At 72.9% G+C, this 18,663-nt stretch carries 14 protein-coding genes; 10 read left to right on the forward strand and 4 right to left on the reverse strand.

Annotated elements, in window-relative coordinates; translation table 11 throughout:
* Positions 1-16: 16 nt before the first annotated feature.
* Positions 17-325, reverse strand: coding sequence for a DUF6703 family protein (locus BKA00_RS01940; RefSeq protein ID WP_185023287.1), 309 nt, complete (start codon positions 323-325; stop codon positions 17-19).
* A gap of 28 nt (positions 326-353) precedes the next feature.
* Here BKA00_RS01940 and BKA00_RS01945 point away from each other — a divergent pair, with 28 nt between their 5' ends.
* From BKA00_RS01945 to BKA00_RS01955, 3 genes are all read left to right on the forward strand, one after another.
* Positions 354-638 (forward strand): antibiotic biosynthesis monooxygenase family protein, encoded by a 285-nt coding sequence (locus BKA00_RS01945; RefSeq protein ID WP_185023288.1) that lies wholly within the window; start codon positions 354-356, stop codon positions 636-638.
* 134 nt (positions 639-772) lie between these two features.
* Positions 773-2,140, forward strand: coding sequence for a DUF1906 domain-containing protein (locus BKA00_RS01950; RefSeq protein WP_185023289.1), 1,368 nt, complete (start codon positions 773-775; stop codon positions 2,138-2,140).
* 167 nt (positions 2,141-2,307) lie between these two features.
* The gene (locus tag BKA00_RS01955; RefSeq protein ID WP_185023290.1) at positions 2,308-3,696 is read left to right on the forward strand and encodes a glycine--tRNA ligase; all 1,389 of its coding nucleotides are present in this window, start codon (positions 2,308-2,310) and stop codon (positions 3,694-3,696) included.
* A 126-nt stretch (positions 3,697-3,822) separates the two neighbouring features.
* Here BKA00_RS01955 and BKA00_RS01960 read toward each other — a convergent pair whose 3' ends face one another.
* Positions 3,823-4,500, reverse strand: a complete 678-nt coding sequence (locus BKA00_RS01960; RefSeq protein ID WP_185023291.1) for a hypothetical protein — start codon at positions 4,498-4,500, stop codon at positions 3,823-3,825.
* 299 nt (positions 4,501-4,799) lie between these two features.
* Here BKA00_RS01960 and BKA00_RS01965 point away from each other — a divergent pair, with 299 nt between their 5' ends.
* Both BKA00_RS01965 and secD read left to right on the forward strand, forming a co-directional pair.
* Positions 4,800-5,237 (forward strand): hypothetical protein, encoded by a 438-nt coding sequence (locus BKA00_RS01965; RefSeq protein ID WP_185023292.1) that lies wholly within the window; start codon positions 4,800-4,802, stop codon positions 5,235-5,237.
* Positions 5,238-5,299: 62 nt separating this feature from the next.
* Positions 5,300-7,570, forward strand: a complete 2,271-nt coding sequence (secD, locus tag BKA00_RS01970; protein WP_185023293.1) for a protein translocase subunit SecD — start codon at positions 5,300-5,302, stop codon at positions 7,568-7,570.
* A gap of 46 nt (positions 7,571-7,616) precedes the next feature.
* Here secD and BKA00_RS01975 read toward each other — a convergent pair whose 3' ends face one another.
* Together BKA00_RS01975 and BKA00_RS01980 are read right to left on the reverse strand one after the other, a co-directional pair.
* Positions 7,617-8,780: a septum formation family protein gene (locus BKA00_RS01975; RefSeq protein WP_185023294.1), complete on the reverse strand. Its 1,164-nt coding sequence runs from the start codon at positions 8,778-8,780 to the stop codon at positions 7,617-7,619.
* A gap of 113 nt (positions 8,781-8,893) precedes the next feature.
* Positions 8,894-10,780, reverse strand: coding sequence for a glycoside hydrolase family 15 protein (locus BKA00_RS01980; protein WP_230298515.1), 1,887 nt, complete (start codon positions 10,778-10,780; stop codon positions 8,894-8,896).
* 327 nt (positions 10,781-11,107) lie between these two features.
* Here BKA00_RS01980 and ppdK point away from each other — a divergent pair, with 327 nt between their 5' ends.
* The 5 genes from ppdK (at position 11,108) to BKA00_RS02005 (ending at position 18,635) form a co-directional block, all read left to right on the forward strand.
* On the forward strand, positions 11,108-13,807 hold the full coding sequence (gene ppdK / locus BKA00_RS01985; protein WP_185023295.1) for a pyruvate, phosphate dikinase: 2,700 nt from the start codon (positions 11,108-11,110) through the stop codon (positions 13,805-13,807).
* Positions 13,808-13,931: 124 nt separating this feature from the next.
* Positions 13,932-14,765, forward strand: a complete 834-nt coding sequence (locus BKA00_RS01990) for a YdcF family protein (protein ID WP_185023296.1) — start codon at positions 13,932-13,934, stop codon at positions 14,763-14,765.
* 33 nt (positions 14,766-14,798) lie between these two features.
* Positions 14,799-16,073, forward strand: a complete 1,275-nt coding sequence (locus BKA00_RS01995) for a deoxyguanosinetriphosphate triphosphohydrolase (RefSeq protein ID WP_185023297.1) — start codon at positions 14,799-14,801, stop codon at positions 16,071-16,073.
* A gap of 117 nt (positions 16,074-16,190) precedes the next feature.
* Positions 16,191-17,417 carry an NAD(P)/FAD-dependent oxidoreductase gene (locus BKA00_RS02000; RefSeq protein WP_185023298.1) on the forward strand — a complete coding sequence of 409 codons (1,227 nt, stop codon included), beginning with the start codon at positions 16,191-16,193 and terminating at the stop codon, positions 17,415-17,417.
* A 48-nt stretch (positions 17,418-17,465) separates the two neighbouring features.
* Positions 17,466-18,635 (forward strand): MFS transporter, encoded by a 1,170-nt coding sequence (locus BKA00_RS02005; protein ID WP_185023299.1) that lies wholly within the window; start codon positions 17,466-17,468, stop codon positions 18,633-18,635.
* Positions 18,636-18,663: the final 28 nt, after the last annotated feature.

Consider the following 18,663-nt stretch of genomic DNA (forward strand, 5'->3'; position numbering starts at 1 on the left):
AAGATGAAAACGGTTGTCAAAACCGACCGATGCCGCGTCCCAGGGCGAATCCCACCAGGACGGCCAGCGCGGCGAGGCGCAGGATCCTTCCCGGACCGTCCAGCGTGGGCCAGTTCAGGTAGGCGAACCAGCCGAGCGCGGCGGCGAGCACCAGCAGCCCGGCCGCGGCCACCCAGCCGGTTCCGGCCATGCCGACCACCAGCAGCACGAACACGGCGGCGAGCAGGACCCACCGCGGCATCCGGTGCAGGAACACCACCGGCGCCGCGCTGCGCCGCTCGACGGCCGCCCGCAGCCCGGTCGGCCGCTCACCTCTCGTCTCCACAGGCCCAACGTACTGCCAGGATGGACGGATGATCGCGATAACCCGGTACCGGGTCCCGGACGAGGAGTCCGGCGGCTTCGCCGAGAGCATGACCGCGGTGCTGGAGGCCCTGGCCGCGAGCACCGGCTTCCGCTCCGGCCGCCTCGCCCGGACCGTCGACGACCCCGGGCTGTGGGCCCTCGTCACCGAGTGGGAGGGCGCCGGGCACTACCGCCGCGCGCTCGGCGCCTACGAGGTGCGGCTCCGGTTCATGCCGCTCGCCGCCCTCGCCGTGGACGAGCCCGGCGCCTACGAGGTGGTCTCCTCAGCCTGAGCGGCCGCCCCTCGCGGGCCTGGTCAGAATGCGGGCAATCGGCGGTCAAGAAGCGACCCCTCCCGGTTTGGCCGCCTCCGCCAAGGTCATCCTTGCCGCACGTGATCATGCCGTGGCCTGCGGGGGAGAATGTGATGCGCCATGCCGTCCTGTTCAGTGTGTCGTCCGGGGCGGCGGCCGTCGCCGCCGCCCTCACCGTCGCCGGGACGGCCCCCGCGCGGCTCGCGCCCCACCAGGCCGCCTCGCTCGCCCTGAGCGGGACGGCCGGGAGCGCTGAGGGCCCGCACGGCCGCGTGGTCGAGTACCGGGGGCTGCGCGTCCCCGTTCCGGCCGGCTGGGAGGTCCACCGGCTCGACCGGCACCCGACCCGGTGCGTCCGCTACGACCGGCACGCCGTCTACCTCGGCCGCCCCGGCCCGCAGCCGGACTGCCCGGCGCGCGCCGTCGGCCGCACCGAGGCCGTCCACATCCAGCCCGCCGGGGACGGGCGGAGCGCGCGGACCGTCGTGCACGCAGACAAGCTCGCCTCGCTGACCGTGCCGCGGACCGCCGACCACGAGACGCGGCTCACCCTGCCCGAGGCCGGAGTCACGATCACCGGGGTGTACGGCAGTGACCCGGAGGCGCTCCAGCGGCTGCTGCGCGGCACCCGGCTGTCCGGCCGGTGGACCGCCGCGCCGGCCAAGCCGGACGTCCGCCGGATGGCGACCGGCGTGCCCACGGCGCCGGCCGAGGGGACGGCCCCCAGCGGAGGCCCGGTGCCGCCCAAGGCGCCGGTGGCCGACGAGAGTCCGCCCTCCAGCCAGGGGACCGCTCTGGAGCGCTCCTGGGTGCGCGGCAAGGGCTTCGACACCTGCACCGCCCCGTCCCTGGCGACCATGAGGGCCTGGCGGCCCTCGTTCAAGGTCACCAACATCTACATCGGCGGAGCGGCGCGGGGATGCGCCCAGCCGAACCTCACCGCGTCGTGGGTGAGGCAGGTGCGGGCCATGGGCTACCGCCTCACCGCCACCTACGTGGGCCTCCAGGCGCCGTGCGGCAGCCGCCCCCAGCGCTTCACCGCCAGGAGCGCCGCCTGGCAGGGCACCCAGGCGGCCGCGGACGCCGCCCGAAGGGCCAGGGCGCTCGGCATCCCGGCGAGCAAGCCGCTCTACTACGACATGGAGGCCTACGACCACAAGAAGAGCGCCTGCCGGGCCGCCGTCCTGCGGTTCGTCGACAACTGGGTCGACCGGCTGAAGACCGAGGGCTACAAGCCGTGCCTCTACAGCAGCTCCAAGTCCGGGATCCGCGACGTGGGCCGGTCCTCGATCAGCAAGCCCTCCTGCGTCTGGTTCGCCAACTGGGACCGCCGGGCCAGCGTGTACGGGGACCCGTTCCTGCCGGACGCCTGGTGGTCGCCGCACCGCCGGGTCAAGCAGTACCGCGGCGGCCATCGGGAGACGCACGGCGGGGTCACCCTGAACATCGACAGCGATGTCGTCGACGGGCGCGTTTACTAGTTCCTGCTCAGGGGCCCCGGTGCCCTAAGCTGGGGGACTCTCCGGCGGCGGCGGCGCCCGCGCCGGAGCACATCACCGGGGATCACACTCGCCGCCGCCCGCCGTCGCCGCGGGACCGGGGCGCACTCACTGTTCCCGCCGACCGCCAGCCGGATGGAGAATCTTTCATGGCACGCCGTTCCGATGTGCTGGACACGATCGTCAACCTCGCCAAGCGGCGGGGCCTGGTCTACCCGTCGAGCGAGATCTACGGCGGGCTCCGCGCCTCCTGGGACTACGGCCCCCTCGGCGTCGAGCTGAAGAACAACGTCAAGCGCCAGTGGTGGAAGTCGATGGTGCAGGGCCGCGACGACGTCGTCGGCCTCGACTCGTGCGTCATCCTGGCGCGCGAGGTCTGGGAGGCCAGCGGCCACGTCCAGGCGTTCGTCGACCCGCTCACCGAGTGCCAGTCCTGCCACAAGCGCTTCCGGGCCGACCACCTGGAGGAGGCCTACGAGGAGAAGCACGGCCGCCCGCCCGCGAACGGCCTCGCCGACATCTCCTGCCCCAACTGCGGCGTGAAGGGCTCGTTCACCGAGCCGAAGATGTTCAACGGGCTGCTCAAGACCTACCTCGGCCCCGTCGAGGACGAGTCGGGCCTGGCCTACCTGCGTCCCGAGACCGCGCAGGGCATCTTCATCAACTACCTGAACGTCCAGCAGTCCGCGCGCCGCAAGGTGCCGTTCGGCATCGGCCAGGTCGGCAAGTCGTTCCGCAACGAGATCACGCCCGGCAACTTCATCTTCCGGACCCGCGAGTTCGAGCAGATGGAGATGGAGTTCTTCGTCAAGCCCGGCAGCGACGAGGAATGGCACCAGTACTGGATCGACGAGCGCATGCAGTGGTACGTCGACCTCGGCATCCGCAAGGAGAACCTGCGGCTGTTCGAGCACCCGCAGGAGAAGCTGTCCCACTACTCCAAGCGCACCGTCGACGTGGAGTACCGCTTCGACTTCGTCGGCAGCGAGTGGGGCGAGCTGGAGGGCATCGCCAACCGCACCGACTACGACCTGACGACGCACTCCAAGGCGTCCGGCGCCGACCTGTCGTTCTTCGACCAGGAGTCCGGCGAGCGGTTCACCCCGTTCGTGATCGAGCCCGCGGCGGGCGTCGACCGCTGCACGCTCACCTTCATGATGGACGCCTACGCCGAGGACGAGGCGCCCAACGCCAAGGGCAAGATGGAGAAGCGCGCCGTCATGCGGCTCGACCGGCGGCTCGCCCCGGTGAAGGTCGCGGTGCTGCCGCTGTCGCGCAACAGCGACCTGTCCCCGAAGGCCCGCGACCTCGCCGCGCAGCTGCGCCGCAACTGGAACGTCGACTTCGACGACGCGGGGGCCATCGGCCGCCGCTACCGGCGCCAGGACGAGATCGGCACCCCGTTCTGCGTCACCGTCGACTTCGACACCCTGGAGGACGACGCGGTGACCGTCCGGGAGCGCGACTCGATGAGCCAGGAGCGCATCGCGCTCAGCCAGGTCGAGTCGTTCCTCGCCGCGCAGCTCGTCGGCTGCTGACCCCGCTCCGGGCGGTGTCCCGGTGACGACGCGACGGGCCGCCCCGGATGGGGCGGCCCGTCTTCTGCCGGGAGCGCGTCGGAGGACGGCTGCGGCCCTCCGCGGGAGCTCCGTTCCGACCTCCGGTCAGCTCGTGACGTAGAGGGCCTGGTTGTAGGTGCCGGATCCGGCGACCGCCTCGCCGCGCAGCGCGTACGTGGCGGTCACGGTGGCGGTGGACGGGCAGAGGAAGCTGCTGCCCGACTGCTTGCTGACCGTCGCGTTCTTCACGCCGACCTGCGCGTCGCTGCTGGTGGTGACCGGCCGCGAGCCGTTGTCGCCGTTGTAGCCGTTGGCGGTGAGGTTGCCGCCGAACACGCAGGTGATGCCGCCGAAGATGTCCACCACGGCCTTCACCTTGAAGTTCGCGATCGTGACGGTGGCGTCCCGGCCGCCGGTGTGCGCGGGATCGAAGGTGACGTTGCCGCCCGTCCAGGGCAGGTTCTGCGCGGTGATCGTCGAGCTGGTGCTGCCGCTGCAGGGACCGCCGCCGGTGCCGGTGAAGGTGGCGGCGCTGACGTTCAGCGCGCTGCCGTCGGCGTTGATGGAGCCGGTCATCGTCGACTGGCTGCAGGAGCCGCTGCCGATCGAGCTGCTGACCGTCGCGGTGCCGAGCAGCGAGGCCTGCACCTTGCCGGAGTAGGCGGCGGCCGTGGCCGAGCCCTTGCGGATGGTCGTGCCCGCTGCGTACGCGGGGGCGACCCCCGCGGCGAGGACGGCCAGTGCGGCGGTTCCGACGATCGCGGTCTGTCTGATTCGTGCCACCGGAGACTCCTCTGTCCGGTTCGGGGTGGGCATACGCGAAAGTAATTCGCATAAAACGCGTGGGCAATGGCGGACGGCGGACTGCCGGCTGGCCGGATCGGGACACCAGCCAGTGTCTGCTGGTAAGGCCGCGTGCCCGGGGGCGGGCAAGGTCTTTGTCACGCGACCCCTCCTTGACGGGCCTGCTTTCAGGCCTTTCCCCTGCTGGGTCAGGACGGGCACCGCCCGGGGGAAAGTGGGCTAGGTTGGCGGGAACGGCCGGGCGAGCGACCCGCCGGTGTCCGGGGGAGGAGGGCGGAATGGGCGACGCGCACCATCCCGCCTTCCGGCGGCCCCTCGCGCGGCTGCTCGTCGTCGTGCTCGGCCTCCTCGGCTTCGTCGCCGGCCCGGTCGGCGCGGGCATGCCGGCCGGCGGCGGCACGCACGGCCGGGCGTCCTCCACCGGCACGGTCTCCGGCGTCCGGACCGGGGCGGTCCTCCAGGGGCCCGCCCGCACCAGGATCGCCAGCAAGACGCGCACCGCCGGACGCACGCAGACCGCCGCCACCGCTCTCCGCGCCGCGGGGGCGGCGGCGCCGTACGTCCAGCACGAGCACGCGACGCCCCCCGCGTCCGGCGACGAGACCCGGCCCCCGTCCGGACGCCTCGTCCGGGCCGGTTCCGCGCACGTCGCGCCGGACGTCGCGCCCAGGGGCGCCCCGCGCGGGCGCGCGCCGCCCGCCTCCACAGGGATCTGAGCTCTCTGTCCCCGGTGCCGCACCCAGGCGTGCGGTGCCGAAACCCTGCGTGGAGGTACCCCTTGACTCGCGCCAACGTGGTGCGGGCGGTACTGGCGTTCGCCGTGCTCGCCACATCGTTCTACTTCGCCTGGTCCAAACCCGCCCGCCTCGGCCTCGACCTCCGCGGCGGCACCCAGATCGTCCTGGAGACGCAGGACTCCCCGGCCGTGAAGGCCGACCGGGAGTCCACCGACCGCGCCCGCGAGGTGCTGCACCGGCGCGTCGACGCGCTCGGGGTCGCCGAGTCGTCCATCACCCGGTCCGGCGACCGGCGGCTGATCGTCGAGCTGCCGGACGTCCAGGACCCGACCCGCGCGGCCGCCGCCATCGGCAAGACCGCGCAGCTCACCGCCCATCCGGTCCTGGCGGCCACCGGCACGCCCGCGCGGGGGCAGCAGCTGATCCCCGACGAGAGCGGGCAGCGGATCCTGATCGGCCCCGCCGCGCTCACCGGCGCCGGGATCGGCTCGGCGAGCGCCTCCTACGACCCGCAGAACCTCGGCGGCTGGGCCGTCGACGTCCGGTTCAAGGACGGCGGCGGCGCCACCTGGGAGCGGCTGACCGCCAAGGCCGCCTGCGCGGCCGGCGACGAGCGCCGCGTCGCGATCGTGCTGGACGGCAAGGTGATCTCCTCGCCGCAGGTCACCGAGAGCGTCGCCTGCGGGGTCGGCATCACCGGCGGCTCCACCCAGATCACCGGGGACTTCAGCCCCGCCGAGGCCAAGGACCTCGCGGCGCTCATCCAGGGCGGCTCCCTGCCCGTCCCCGTGAAGATCATCGAGCAGCGGGTGGTCGGCCCGACGCTCGGCGACGAGGCGATCGACGCCAGCGCCCGCGCCGCCGTCATCGGCATCGTCCTCACCGGCCTGTTCATCGTGGCCGTCTACCGGCTGGCGGGCCTGCTCGCCACGGTCGCGCTCGCCGGGTACGCGCTGATCTCCTACGGCGCCCTCGTCGCGGTCGGCGCCACCCTGACGCTGCCGGGCCTCGCCGGGTTCGTCCTGGCCATCGGCATGGCGATCGACGCCAACGTGCTGGCCTTCGAGCGCGCCAGAGAGGAGCGCGCCGCGGCGCCGGGCCGCAGCGCGCGGACGGCGCTGGCCGTCGGGTTCGGCAAGGCGTGGTCGGCGATCGCCGACTCGGCCGCCACCACCGTGCTGGCCGCCGGACTGCTGTTCTTCCTGGCCTCCGGGCCGGTCAGGGGCTTCGGCGTCACGCTGACCATCGGCGTGCTGGGCTCCCTCGTCTCCGCGATGCTGCTGAGCCGGGTCCTCACCGACGCCGCCGCCGCGCGCATGCCCCGGCTCAGCAAGGGCAGATGGGGCGGCATCGGCGGCGCCGGCCGCATCCGCCGGTGGCTGGAGGACAGCGGCCCCGACCTGATGAAGCGCAGCCGCCTGTGGCTCGGCGTCTCCGCGCTCGCCGTCGTCCTCGCCGTCACGGGGATCTTCGCCCGCGGCCTGAACTTCGGCGTGGAGTTCACCGGCGGCCGCCTGGTCGAGTACTCCACCTCCAGGCACGTCGACATCGACGCCGCCCGCGCCGCCGTCGCCGAGGCCGGGTTCCCGCGCGCCGTCGTCCAGACCTCGGGGAAGGACGACATCTCGGTCAGGACGGCCGACCTGAGCAACGCGGAGGAGAAGCGCATCCAGGACGCCCTCGCGAAGGAGGGCGGCGGCGCCGCCAAGCAGCGCGACGAGCTGATCGGCCCCAGCCTGGGCGAGGAGCTGCGGACCAAGGCCCTCATCGCCCTCGGCGTGGCCCTGCTGGCCCAGCTCGCCTACCTGACGATCCGGTTCCGCTGGACGTTCGCCACGGGCTCGGTGCTCGCCATGTTCCACGACATCGCGATCGTCACCGGGATCTTCGCCTGGCTGGGCAAGCCGATCGACGGCGTCTTCCTCGCCGCGCTGCTCACGGTCATCGGCTACTCGGTGAACGACTCGGTCGTCGTGTTCGACCGCGTCCGGGAGATGTGGGCCGCGAACCCCAAGGGGAGGTTCGCCGACATCGCCAACCGCGGCACGCTGCAGACGGTCCCGCGGACGATCAACACCGGCGTGGGCGCCCTGTTCATCCTGGCGGCGCTGGCGGTCCTCGGCGGAGACTCCCTGACCGACTTCGCCGTCGCGCTCCTGATCGGCATCGTCGTCGGCACCTACTCCAGCGTCTTCACCGCGACGCCGCTGGCCGTCGTCCTGGAGCGCCGCACGAAGGCCCCGCCGCCCCGGCCCAAGCAGAAGTCCAGGCCCGTCCGCCGCACCCCCGACGACTCGGGCGCCGTCGTCTGACGCCCGCCGGGCCGCCGCCCGCCCCGGCGACGGCCCGGCGGGGACGTCACTTCTTCGGCACGAATGACCGATTGAGCGGCCCCTTCTTGCCCGTGATCAGGCAGTACACGTCCCGATAGCCGCGTCTCCACTGCTGCTTGGTCGGCGTGGAGAACGTGGGGTAGACGCGGTCGAGCGGCGGGTCGGCCCCCCAGATGTCCGCCGCCCGCTTCGCGCAGCCCTCCAAGACCATCTTCTCGAGTTTCCTTCTGCCCGGGTACTCCTTGTCCTGGAGCTTGTACGTCGCCAGCAGCTGGAACTGATGCGGCAGATCGCAGTCCACGACCGGAGGGGTCATGTTGTCGTCCCACTTCTCCAGGCAGACGCCCTGCTCGAACATCGCCTCGTGCCGGGGAGTGATCACGGAGCGGCTGAGCGGTGCGGTGAGCGCCTTGTCCTCGCCGACGTAGACGAGCGTGCACGTCACAGTCCGCTTCCCGCTCTCCCAGTCCTTGCGCTTGGGGAGCTCGGCCCGCGCGTCGAAATCGTCGTCCACGACCTTCTTCACGTTGTCCGGGGTGCGTTCCTCGCACAGCGCCGCCGCCCGGGCGGTGAGCCGTCCGACTCCGGGGAAGGGGCCGGCGGGGAGCGGCGCCTCGGCGACCACCTCACCGTTGTGGGGGCTGGCACAGGGGAGGGGATACACGTACGGATCGGCCGAGTCATGGGTCTGCGCCGTGAAGCAGTCACCCACCCTCAGGGTCGACGACAGCACGTAGCCGTCCCGCTGACGCGGGTCGGCCTCTCCTTCTGCGGCCGAGAACAGCGAGCGGCCGAACAGCGCCGCGATGATCGCCGCTGCCGCGAGCCAGGCCGCCGAGGCGCCGAGCCCACCGAGAGCGAGGCCTCTGCCGCCGCCTCCCCGGCGGCGGATCTGCACCAGGGCGGCGACGGCGAAGGCGATCGCGAACAGGACCAGGCCCACGGCACCGGTGACCAGGGCGGCGATGGCGAAGCCGTTCGTCCGCGCCCGGTCGGGCCGCTCGCCCGCGATGGGCGAGGGATCCGGACCGTCCGCGGGCGAGGTCTCGTCCGCGCCATCCGCCGGCGAGGGCGCGTCGGCCGGACCGGGCGTGGAGTCCGCGTCGGACGTGGGCGTGTCGGGAGGTGCCCAGGCGGGATCCATCGCGGGGCCGTCCGGGACGTCGTCAGGAGGTGGTGGCGTGGTCACGGCGAAACCGTAGGCCGGAAAATCGGTAAAAACCGGCCTTTCGGGCGGTCGTCGTCGAGTCGTGATCAAGTGATCCCGTGGCCGGGGAAGGGGCCCGGCCACGGGTCCGGGGGTCAGGCCAGGGGCGGCTGGTCCTGGGGGTTCTCCGCCCTGATCACCTGCATGACGGCGTTGATCAGCGCCAGGTGGGTGAACGCCTGCGGGAAGTTGCCGAGGTGGCGGCCGGTGTGCGGGTCGATCTCCTCGGCGTACAGCTGCAGCGGGCTCGCGTAGGACAGCAGCTTCTCGCACAGGGCGCGGGCCCGCTCCAGCTCGCCGACCATCACCAGGGTGCTGACCAGCCAGAAGGAGCAGATCGTGAACGTGCCCTCGTCGGACTCGAACCCGTCGTCGGTCTCCGCCGCGCGGTAGCGCAGGACGAGGTCGTCCTCCGACAGTTCGTCGGCGATGGCGAGGACGGTCTCCCGGACGCGCTTGTCGTCGGCGGGGAGGAAACCGAGCAGCGGGATCAGCAGCGCTGAGGCGTCCAGCGCCGTCGCGCCGTAGTGGGCGGTGAAGACGCCGCGCTCGTCCAGCGCGTTGGCGAGCACGTCGGCGTGGATCTCGTCGGCCGCGGCCTGCCAGCGCAGCGCCCGCTCCTGGTCCCCGCGGATGCGGGCGAGCCGGGCCCCGCGGTCGGCCGCGACCCAGCAGAACACCTTGGAGGAGGTGAAGTGCTGCGGTTCGCCGCGCACCTCCCACATGCCGCAGTCGGGCGTCCGCCAGTTGGCGAGGGCGTCCTCGACCTGCTTGACGACGATCTTCCACAGCCGGTCGTCGAGCCGGTCCCGCTTGCGCACGAACAGGTAGATGGAGCCGATGATCGCGCCCCAGACGTCATGCTGCGCCTGCATGTACGCCTCGTTGCCGATGCGCACCGGGCGGGCGTTGTCGTAGCCGGTGAGGTGGTCGAGCGTGGACTCGGGCAGCTCCTCGCGCCCGTCCAGCCCGTACATGATCTGCAGCTTGCCCTCGGCGGCCTCGGCGACGTCGGTGATGAAGTAGAAGAAGTCGTTGGCCTCCCAGTCGTAGCCGAGCGTGTAGAACGCCCAGAGGGCCATCGTGGAGTCGCGGATCCAGGTGTAGCGGTAGTCCCAGTTCCGGTCGCCGCCCGGCGTCTCCGGCAGCGACGTCGTCGCCGCGGCCGCGACCGCGCCGGACGGGGCGAACGTCAGCCCCTTCAGCGTCAGCGCGCTGCGCTGCAGGTGGCTGCGCCACGGATGGTCGGGGAAGCGGCCCCGGTCGAGCCAGTGCTGCCAGTGGTGGACGGTCCAGACGAGCCGCTCCTGCGCCTCCTCCCACGACGAGGGCGCCGCGTGCTCGCTCCAGGACAGCGCGACGAACCGGGACTCGCCCTGCTTCAGCAGCGTCCGGGACGTGGCGAGCGACCCCTCGAAACCGACGTTCATGTCGGTGGTGAGCCGCAGCCCGACGCCGTTGCCGCGCGCGGCGGCCTCGTGGTAGCCGGAGCCGGTGTGCTCCCAGCGCGCCGGCGTCTGCCCGTAGTCGAACACCGGCATGCAGTCGAGGCGGACCTGCACCTGCCCGTTCACGCACCGCACCATCCGCAGCAGAACGTGGTCGGCGTCGTAGTCGGTGGGCGCCCTGCGGTGGGTGTGGGACCGTTCCGTCTCGTGGTGCCACGGGCCCATGAGCAGAGCGTCCGTCACGACCAGCCAGCCGCCGTGCACCCACCAGGTGGTCTCCATCACCATGGTCCCCGGGATGTAGCGCTGCGCGGCGGGCACCTCCACGCCCGCCGGGCCGACCCGGAAGTATCCGGCGTCACGGTCCAGGATGGAGCCGAACACGCTGGGCGAGTCCATCCTCGGCAGGCACATCCACTCGATGTTGCCGCTGGGCGCGACCAGGGCGGTCGTCTCGCAGTCGGACAGGAACCCGAAATCGGCGATGGGGGCGAACGGATCTCCCGCCCGGCCGCCGGCGACCTTCGGCCTCACAACGTCACCTCCTTGATTCATCATTCCCTCTCCCGCGCGATGGGCGTGTCTTGGGTACGGGCCGCCCCCCGGGACGGGGCGCCCGGGTGGTGCGGTTTGAGCGGTGTGTCCCTGGTCTTCCTATTGGAATAGACCACTATCCGCGGTCTGAGCTGGGATAACTTCCCTCGGCGCACCGGGCGCCGAGCAAGTCCCGGGTTCGCGGGTACAGTCCCGGCAAACAGGGCAGCGGACCCGCCGCCGCCTGGGGTGACGCGTCGCCGCGCGCCCCGCGGAGGCGGGCCCGGAACTGCCACTGGGTGGAACCGGAGCGAGAAGGAGCTCCCCGTGCGGAAGTTCGTGTACGACTTCACTGAGGGAAACAAGGACCTCAAGGACCTCCTGGGGGGCAAGGGCGCCAACCTGGCCGAGATGACCAATCTCGGCCTGCCCGTGCCGCCGGGGTTCACGATCACCGCGGAGGCCTGCCGGCACTACCTTGAGCACGGGAGCCTGCCCGACGGCCTGGCGGACGAGGTGAACCGGCACCTGGCCGCCCTGGAGTCGGCGATGGGCAAGAAGCTCGGCCAGAGCGACGACCCTCTCCTTGTCAGCGTGCGGTCCGGCGCCAAGTTCAGCATGCCGGGCATGATGGAGACCGTCCTCAACGTCGGGTTGAACGACGAGTCCGTGCACGGCCTCGCCTCGCAGGCGGGCGACGAGCGTTTCGCGTGGGACTCCTACCGCCGGCTGATCCAGATGTTCGGCAAGACCGTCATGGACATCGACGGCGACCTGTTCGAGGACGCCGTCGAGGACGTCAAGCGGGCCCGGGGCAGCGACGACGACGGCGACCTGACCGCCGGGGACCTCAGGGAGCTCGTCGACCGGTTCAAGGTCATCGTACGGGAGAAGGCGGGTCGAGAGTTCCCGACCGATCCGCGCGAGCAGATGGACCTTGCCGTCGAGGCGGTGTTCGACTCCTGGAACGCGCCCCGCGCCATCCTCTACCGGCGGCAGGAGCGCATCCCCGTCGACCTCGGCACGGCCGTCAACATCTGCTCGATGGTCTTCGGCAACATGGGGCTGGACTCGGGGACGGGCGTGGCCTTCACCCGCGACCCCGCGTCCGGGCAGCAGGGCATCTACGGCGACTACCTGCAGAACGCCCAGGGCGAGGACGTCGTCGCGGGCATCCGCAACACCGTCCCCCTGAAGGAACTGGAGCGCATCGACAAGGCGTCCTACGACCGGCTTCTCGAGATCATGGAGACGCTGGAGAACCACTACCGCGACATGTGCGACATCGAGTTCACGATCGAGCGCGGGAAGCTGTGGATGCTGCAGACCCGGGTCGGCAAGCGGACCGCCGGCGCGGCGTTCCGGATCGCCTGCCAGCTGCTCGACCAGGGGCTCATCGACCTGGACGAGGCCGCCCGCCGCGTCACCGGCGACCAGCTCGCCCAGCTGATGTTCCCCCGCTTCACCGACCGGGTGGACGGGGTCAAGAAGATCACCAAGGGCATGAACGCCTCGCCCGGCGCGGCCGTCGGAAAGGCCGTGTTCACCTCCGAGCGGGCCGTGGAGCTCGCCGGGCGGGGGGAGGAGGTGATCCTCGTCCGCCGCGAGACCAACCCCGACGACCTCGCCGGCATGGTCGCGGCCAGGGGCGTCCTGACCTCCCGCGGCGGCAAGACCTCGCACGCCGCGGTCGTCGCGCGCGGCATGGGCAAGACGTGCGTGTGCGGCGCCGAGGAGCTCGACGTCGACGTCAAGGGCGGCCACTTCACCGCGCCCGGCGGCGTCACGGTCCGGGAGGGCGACGTCATCTCGATCGACGGGTCGTCCGGCGACGTCTACCTCGGGGAGGTGGCGGTCGAGGACTCGCCCGTCGTCCGCTACTTCGAGGGGCAGCTCCCGGTCGGGGACGGCGACGACCTCGTCAAGGCCGTGCACCGGGTCATGGAGCACGCCGACGCCCGGGCCGCGCTGAAGGTCCGCGCGAACGCCGACAACCCGGAGGACTCCGCCCGGGCCCGCAGGTTCGGCGCCGCCGGCATCGGGCTGTGCCGCACCGAGCACATGTTCCTCGGCGACCGGCGGCAGCTCGTCGAGGAGCTCATCCTCGCCGAGGACGACGACGAGCGGCAGGCCGCGCTGGACGCCCTGGAGCCGCACCAGAAGAGCGACTTCGAGGGCATCTTCGAGGCGATGGACGGACTGCCCGTCACCATCCGGCTCATCGACCCGCCGCTGCACGAGTTCCTCCCCGACATCACCGAGCTGTCGGTCAGGGTCGCGCTCGCGGGCGACGAAGCGGACGCCAAGGACCGGAGACTGCTCGAAGCAGTCAACCGACTGCACGAGCAGAACCCTATGCTGGGCCTGCGCGGCGTGCGGCTGGGTTTGGTGATTCCCGGTCTGTTCGGGATGCAGGTGCGCGCGATCGCGGAGGCCGCGGCGGCGCGCCGGCGGGCGGGCGGCGACCCGCGCCCGGAGATCATGATCCCGCTGGTCGGGGCGGTCCAGGAGCTGGAGGCCGTCCGGGACGAGGCGCGCGGCATCCTCGCCGCGGTCCGGGAGTCGAGCGGGGTCGACGTGCCGGCGTTGATCGGCACGATGATCGAGCTGCCCCGGGCGGCGCTGACCGCCGGGCAGATCGCCGAGGCCGCCGAGTTCTTCTCCTTCGGCACCAACGACCTCACCCAGACGACCTGGGGCTTCTCCCGCGACGACGTGGAGGCGGCGTTCTTCTCGCGCTACCTGGAGCTCGGGATCTTCGGGGTGTCGCCGTTCGAGACCCTCGACCGCGAGGGCGTCGGCAGGCTCGTGCGGATCGCCGCCGAGGAGGGCCGCCGGGCGCGGCCCGGCCTCAAACTCGGCATCTGCGGCGAGCACGGCGGCGATCCCGACTCGGTGCACTTCTGCCATGAGGTGGGCCTCGACTACGTGTCCTGCTCGCCGTTCCGCATCCCCGTGGCGCGGCTGGAGGCGGGCCGCGCGGCCATCCAGGCCGCGGACGCCTCCGGGGGCAGCGACAGCCGCTGACGCCGCGCCCGGCGGCCGGGCCACCGCCCGGTCCGGCCGCCGGGGCCGATGTGGGACGGATGACACGCCCGTCCTGGCGAACCTGGCGCGCATGCCGGAACATCTCACTAACGTGTCCGATGCGATGACGTTGGAAGCGGAGTTGCCGGAGTTCACGCCGGAAGACGATGGGGCGGACGGGCCCGAGGACCGGGCGGACGGGCCGCGGCGCCGCCGTGGGCGGGGCCGGTGGCGCCGGTCGCCCTGGTTCGCGATCCCGGCCGGGATCGTCGCGGGGCTGCTGGCGATCGCGGTGCTGACGCCGCTCGCCGTCGGTGCGCGGATCTGGCACCAGGCCCGCCAGGACGAGCGGCCCCGCTCGGACGCGATCATCGTGCTGGGCGCCGCGCAGTACAACGGGGTGCCGTCCCCGACGCTGAAATGGCGGCTCCAGCACGCCCTGGACCTGTACCGCGACGGGGTCGCGCCGGCCATCGTGACGGTGGGCGGCAAGGCGCCCGGCGACAACTACACCGAGGCCGGGGCCGGCCGGAACTGGCTGGTCTCCAAGGGCGGCGTGCCCGCCTCCCGGGTCTTCGAGGTGCCCGTCGGGCGCGACACGCTGGAGAGCATGAAGGCCGTCGGCAAGGAGTTCGACCGGCACCACTGGTCGTCGGGCGTGATCGTCACCGACCCGTGGCACGGGCTGCGCTCCAAGAAGATGGCCGAGGACAGCGGCATCACGGCCGCCGCGTCGCCGACCCGCAGCGGCCCCAGCGTGCAGACCCGCGACACCCAGTTCCACTACATCGTCCGCGAGACCGGCGGGTACCTGTCGTACGTGCTGCTGGGCAAGAGTGTCCAGGTGCCCGACGAGACCATCAAGCGGATCCACATCGACCCGTCCGCGTCGCCCTCGACGTCCCAGGCCCCCTCCTCGTCGCCTCCGCCCCCGTCCTCGCCGTCGCCGGGCCGCTGAGGGGCCCCGCGGCCCTCTACCCTGGGTAGGGACATGACGATCAACGTGACCACGGGCTACGACGGCCGTGACAAGGAACGCTGGGCGCCCGAGCCCCCCAAGCGGCGCGACCGCACGGCGTTCGAGCGCGACAGGGCCCGGGTGCTGCACAGCGCCGCCCTCCGCCGGCTGGCCGCCAAGACGCAGGTCGCCTCGCCCGGCGCCGACGCCGTGGCCGACACCGTGCAGAGCCTGCGCACCCGCCTCACCCACTCGCTGGAGTGCGCGCAGGTCGGCCGCGAGCTGGGCAAGTCGCTCGGCTGCGACCCCGACCTGGTGGAGACGGCCTGCCTGTCGCACGACATCGGGCATCCGCCGTTCGGGCACAACGGCGAGTACGCGCTCGACATCGTCGCCCGCGACTGCGGCGGGTTCGAGGGCAACGCGCAGAGCCTGCGTGTCCTGACCAGGCTGGAGCCCAAGTCGTTCGCCGCGGAGGGCCCGCCCCTGCACGGCCGCAGCGTCGGCCTCAACCTGACCCGCGCCGCGCTGGACGCCGCGATGAAGTACCCGTGGTCGCAGGCCGAGGCCGTGAACGGCAAGTTCGGCGTCTACGACGACGACGCGGACGTGGCGCGCTGGGTGCGCGACGGCGCCGAGCCGGGCCGCACCTGCTTCGAGGCCCAGGTCATGGACTGGAGCGACGACGTCGCCTACTCCGTCCACGACCTGGAGGACGCGCTGGTCGCCGGGCACGTCGACTTCGTCCGCCTCGCCGACGCCGCCGAGCGCCGCCTCGTCGCCGCCACGGCGGCGAAGCTGTACTGCCCCGACGCCGGCCAGGCCGAGCTGGAGGAGCGCTTCGCCGCGCTGCTCGCCGAGCCCTGCTGGCCCGACCGCTACGACGGCACCCCGCGCAGCCACGCCGCCCTCAAGAACCTGACCAGCACGCTGATCGGGCGGTTCTGCCTGGCCGCCGAGGCCGCCACGCGGGACGCCTACGGCGACCGCCCGCTCACCCGCTACGCGGCGGAGCTGATCGTGCCGCGGCGGCAGCGGCTGGAGAACGCCCTGCTCAAGGGCATCACGGCGCACTACGTGTGGATCAGCCACGAGGAGGTCAGGGCCCGCCAGCGGACGCTGATCACCGAACTCGCGGAGATGATGCTCGCGGGCGCGCCGGAGACCCTCGACCCGGGCTTCCGCGACGCGTTCACCGACGCCTCCGACGACGCCGCCCGGCTGCGCGCGGTGATCGACCAGATCGCCTCCCTGACCGACCTGTCGGCGATGGCCCGCCACCGCATGCTGGGCGGACGCGGGTACTGATCCGGGGCGCGGCCGGCGCGGGAGAGGGGACACGCCTCGACGCGCCAGCCGACGGACCCTTGTCTCGTGGCAGGCGCCGCTGTAGGGATAGCTACAGGTCCACTACAGGAGGTCACCATGCCCGAGGAGACGTTCGTCATCGCCGGCGCCGGCCTGGCCGGGGCCAAGGCGGCCGAGACGCTCCGAGAGGAGGGCTTCGCGGGCAGGGTGCTGCTGGTCGGGGAGGAGATCGAGCGGCCGTACGAGCGGCCTCCGCTGTCCAAGGGCTTCCTGCTGGACAAGGAGCCCCGGGACAAGGCCCACGTCCACGAGGCGGACTGGTACGACAAGCACGACGTGGAGCTGCGGGTCGGCACGTCCGTGGCGGCCGTCGACCGGGGCGCGCACCAGGTCCGGCTGTCCACCAGGGAGCCGATCGCCTACGACAAGCTGCTGCTGGCGACCGGCGCCTCCCCGCGCCGCCTGGACGTGCCGGGCTCCAAGCTCCAGGGCATCCACTACCTGCGGACGATGGCCGACTCGGCCGCGCTGAAGCAGGCGCTGGCGCCCGGCGGCCGCCGGGTCGTGGTGGCCGGGGCGGGCTGGATCGGCCTGGAGGCGGCGGCGGCCGCCCGCGAGCACGGCAACGAGGTGACGCTCATCGAGCCGGAGCCGGTGCCGCTGCACGCCGCGATGGGGCCCGAGCTCGGCGGGATGTTCGCCGACCTGCACCGCGAGCACGGCGTCGTCCTGCGGATGGACGAGGGCGTCGCCGGGTTCTGGGGCGCGGGGCAGGTCTCGGCGGTCGTGACCTCCGGCGGCGCGGAGGTGCCCGCGGACGTCGTGATCGTCGGCATCGGGGTGCGGCCCAACAGCCGGCTCGCCGAGGAGGCCGGGCTCGAGGTGTCCGACGGGATCCTCGTCGACCAGTCGCTGCGCACGTCCGACCCCGACATCTACGCGGCCGGGGACGTCGCCAACGCCTACCATCCGCTGCTCGGCCGCCGGATCCGCGTGGAGCACTGGGCGAACGCGCTGAACGGGGGGCCCGCCGCGGCCCGCGCGATGCTCGGCCGGGACGTCGTCTACGACCAGCTCCCCTACTTCTTCAGCGACCAGTACGAACTCGGCATGGAGATGTCGGGCGCCGCGGCGCCGGGGGAGTACGACGAGGTCGTGTACCGCGGGGACGTCCCGGGACGGGAGTTCCTCGCGTTCTGGCTGTCGGGCGGGCGGGTCGTCGCCGGCATGAACGTCAACGTGTGGGACGTCACCGGGGACGTCCAGGCGCTGATCCGGTCCGGGCGCCCGGTGGACGCCGCCCGCCTCGCCGACCCCGGGGTGCCGCTCGCGGACCTGGCGTGACGCGCCCGGGGCCGGGGTCCGTCCGGTAGGCCACGTAGGGTCTGCCGGGTGGCAACCGAGAAGATCACGACGCTGGCGCGGGCGCGCGTCGCGGTGACGCTGGCGTTCGCGGCGCACGGCCTGCTCGGCGCCGCCTGGGTCGCCCGCATCCCCCAGATCAAGGAGCACCTCGGGCTGAGCGAGGGCGCGATGGGCGTGGCGCTGCTCGGCGCGCCCGTCGGCGTGGTCGCGGCCGTCCGGTTCGCGGGGAGGATCATCGGCCGGTGGGGCAGCCGCGCGACGACGATCGCGGCGGGGGCCGCCGGCGCGCTGGCGCTCGTCCCGCTCGGACTGTCCTGGAACCTCGGCGGGCTGATCCTGTCGCTGCTGCTGATGGGCGCCTCGCTCGGGCTGATGGACGTGGCGATGAACGCGCAGGGCGTCGCGGTGGAGCGCGGCTACGGCCGTCCGCTGATGTCGGGGCTGCACGGCTCCTACAGCATCGGGACGCTGCTGGCCGCGCTGGCCGGCGCGGCGGCCGCGCACGCGGGCGTCCCCGTCGCGCCGCACCTGGCGGTCGCGGCGGCGCTGCTGATCGCCTTGCTGGCTTTCGGTTGCCGCGGCCTGCTGGACCGCTCCGCCGACGAACTCCCCGCGCCGGCCGAGGACGCCCCCGCCCCCTCGCGCTCCCCGCGCCGGCCGCTGGTGCTGCTCGGCGTCATCGGGCTGTGCTCGTTCGTGGGGGAGGGCGCCATGGCCGACTGGAGCGCCATCTACCTGCGGGAGAACCTCGGCACCGGGCCCGGCGTGGCCGGGCTCGGGTACGCCGGGTGCGCGGTGGCGATGACCGTGGGGAGGCTCACCGGCGACCAGGTCGTCGCGCGCTTCGGGCCCGTCCCGGTCCTGCGGGGCGGGTCGCTGGTCGCCGCGCTCGGCCTCGGCCTCGGGCTCGCGGCGGGCGACCCGACCGCGGCCGTGGCCGGGTTCACGCTGTTCGGCCTCGGCGTCGCGGTCGTGGCGCCCGTCACCTTCAGCGCGGCGGGCAACGTGCCCGGCGTGCCGCCCGCGGCCGGCATCTCCCGGGTGACCGGCGTCGGCTACCTCGGCCTGCTCGGCGGCCCGCCCGTCATCGGGTTCGTCGCGCAGGGCGTGGGCCTGGCGTGGGCGCTGGCCGTCCCGGTCGCGCTGGTCGGGCTGATCGTCCTGCTCGCCCCGGCGGCGGCGACGGCCGAGCGGTGACGGCGGGCGGAGGCGGCCGAGTCGTTGA

The organism is Actinomadura coerulea (genome assembly GCF_014208105.1).
In the GTDB taxonomy this organism is placed as follows: domain Bacteria; phylum Actinomycetota; class Actinomycetes; order Streptosporangiales; family Streptosporangiaceae; genus Spirillospora; species Spirillospora coerulea.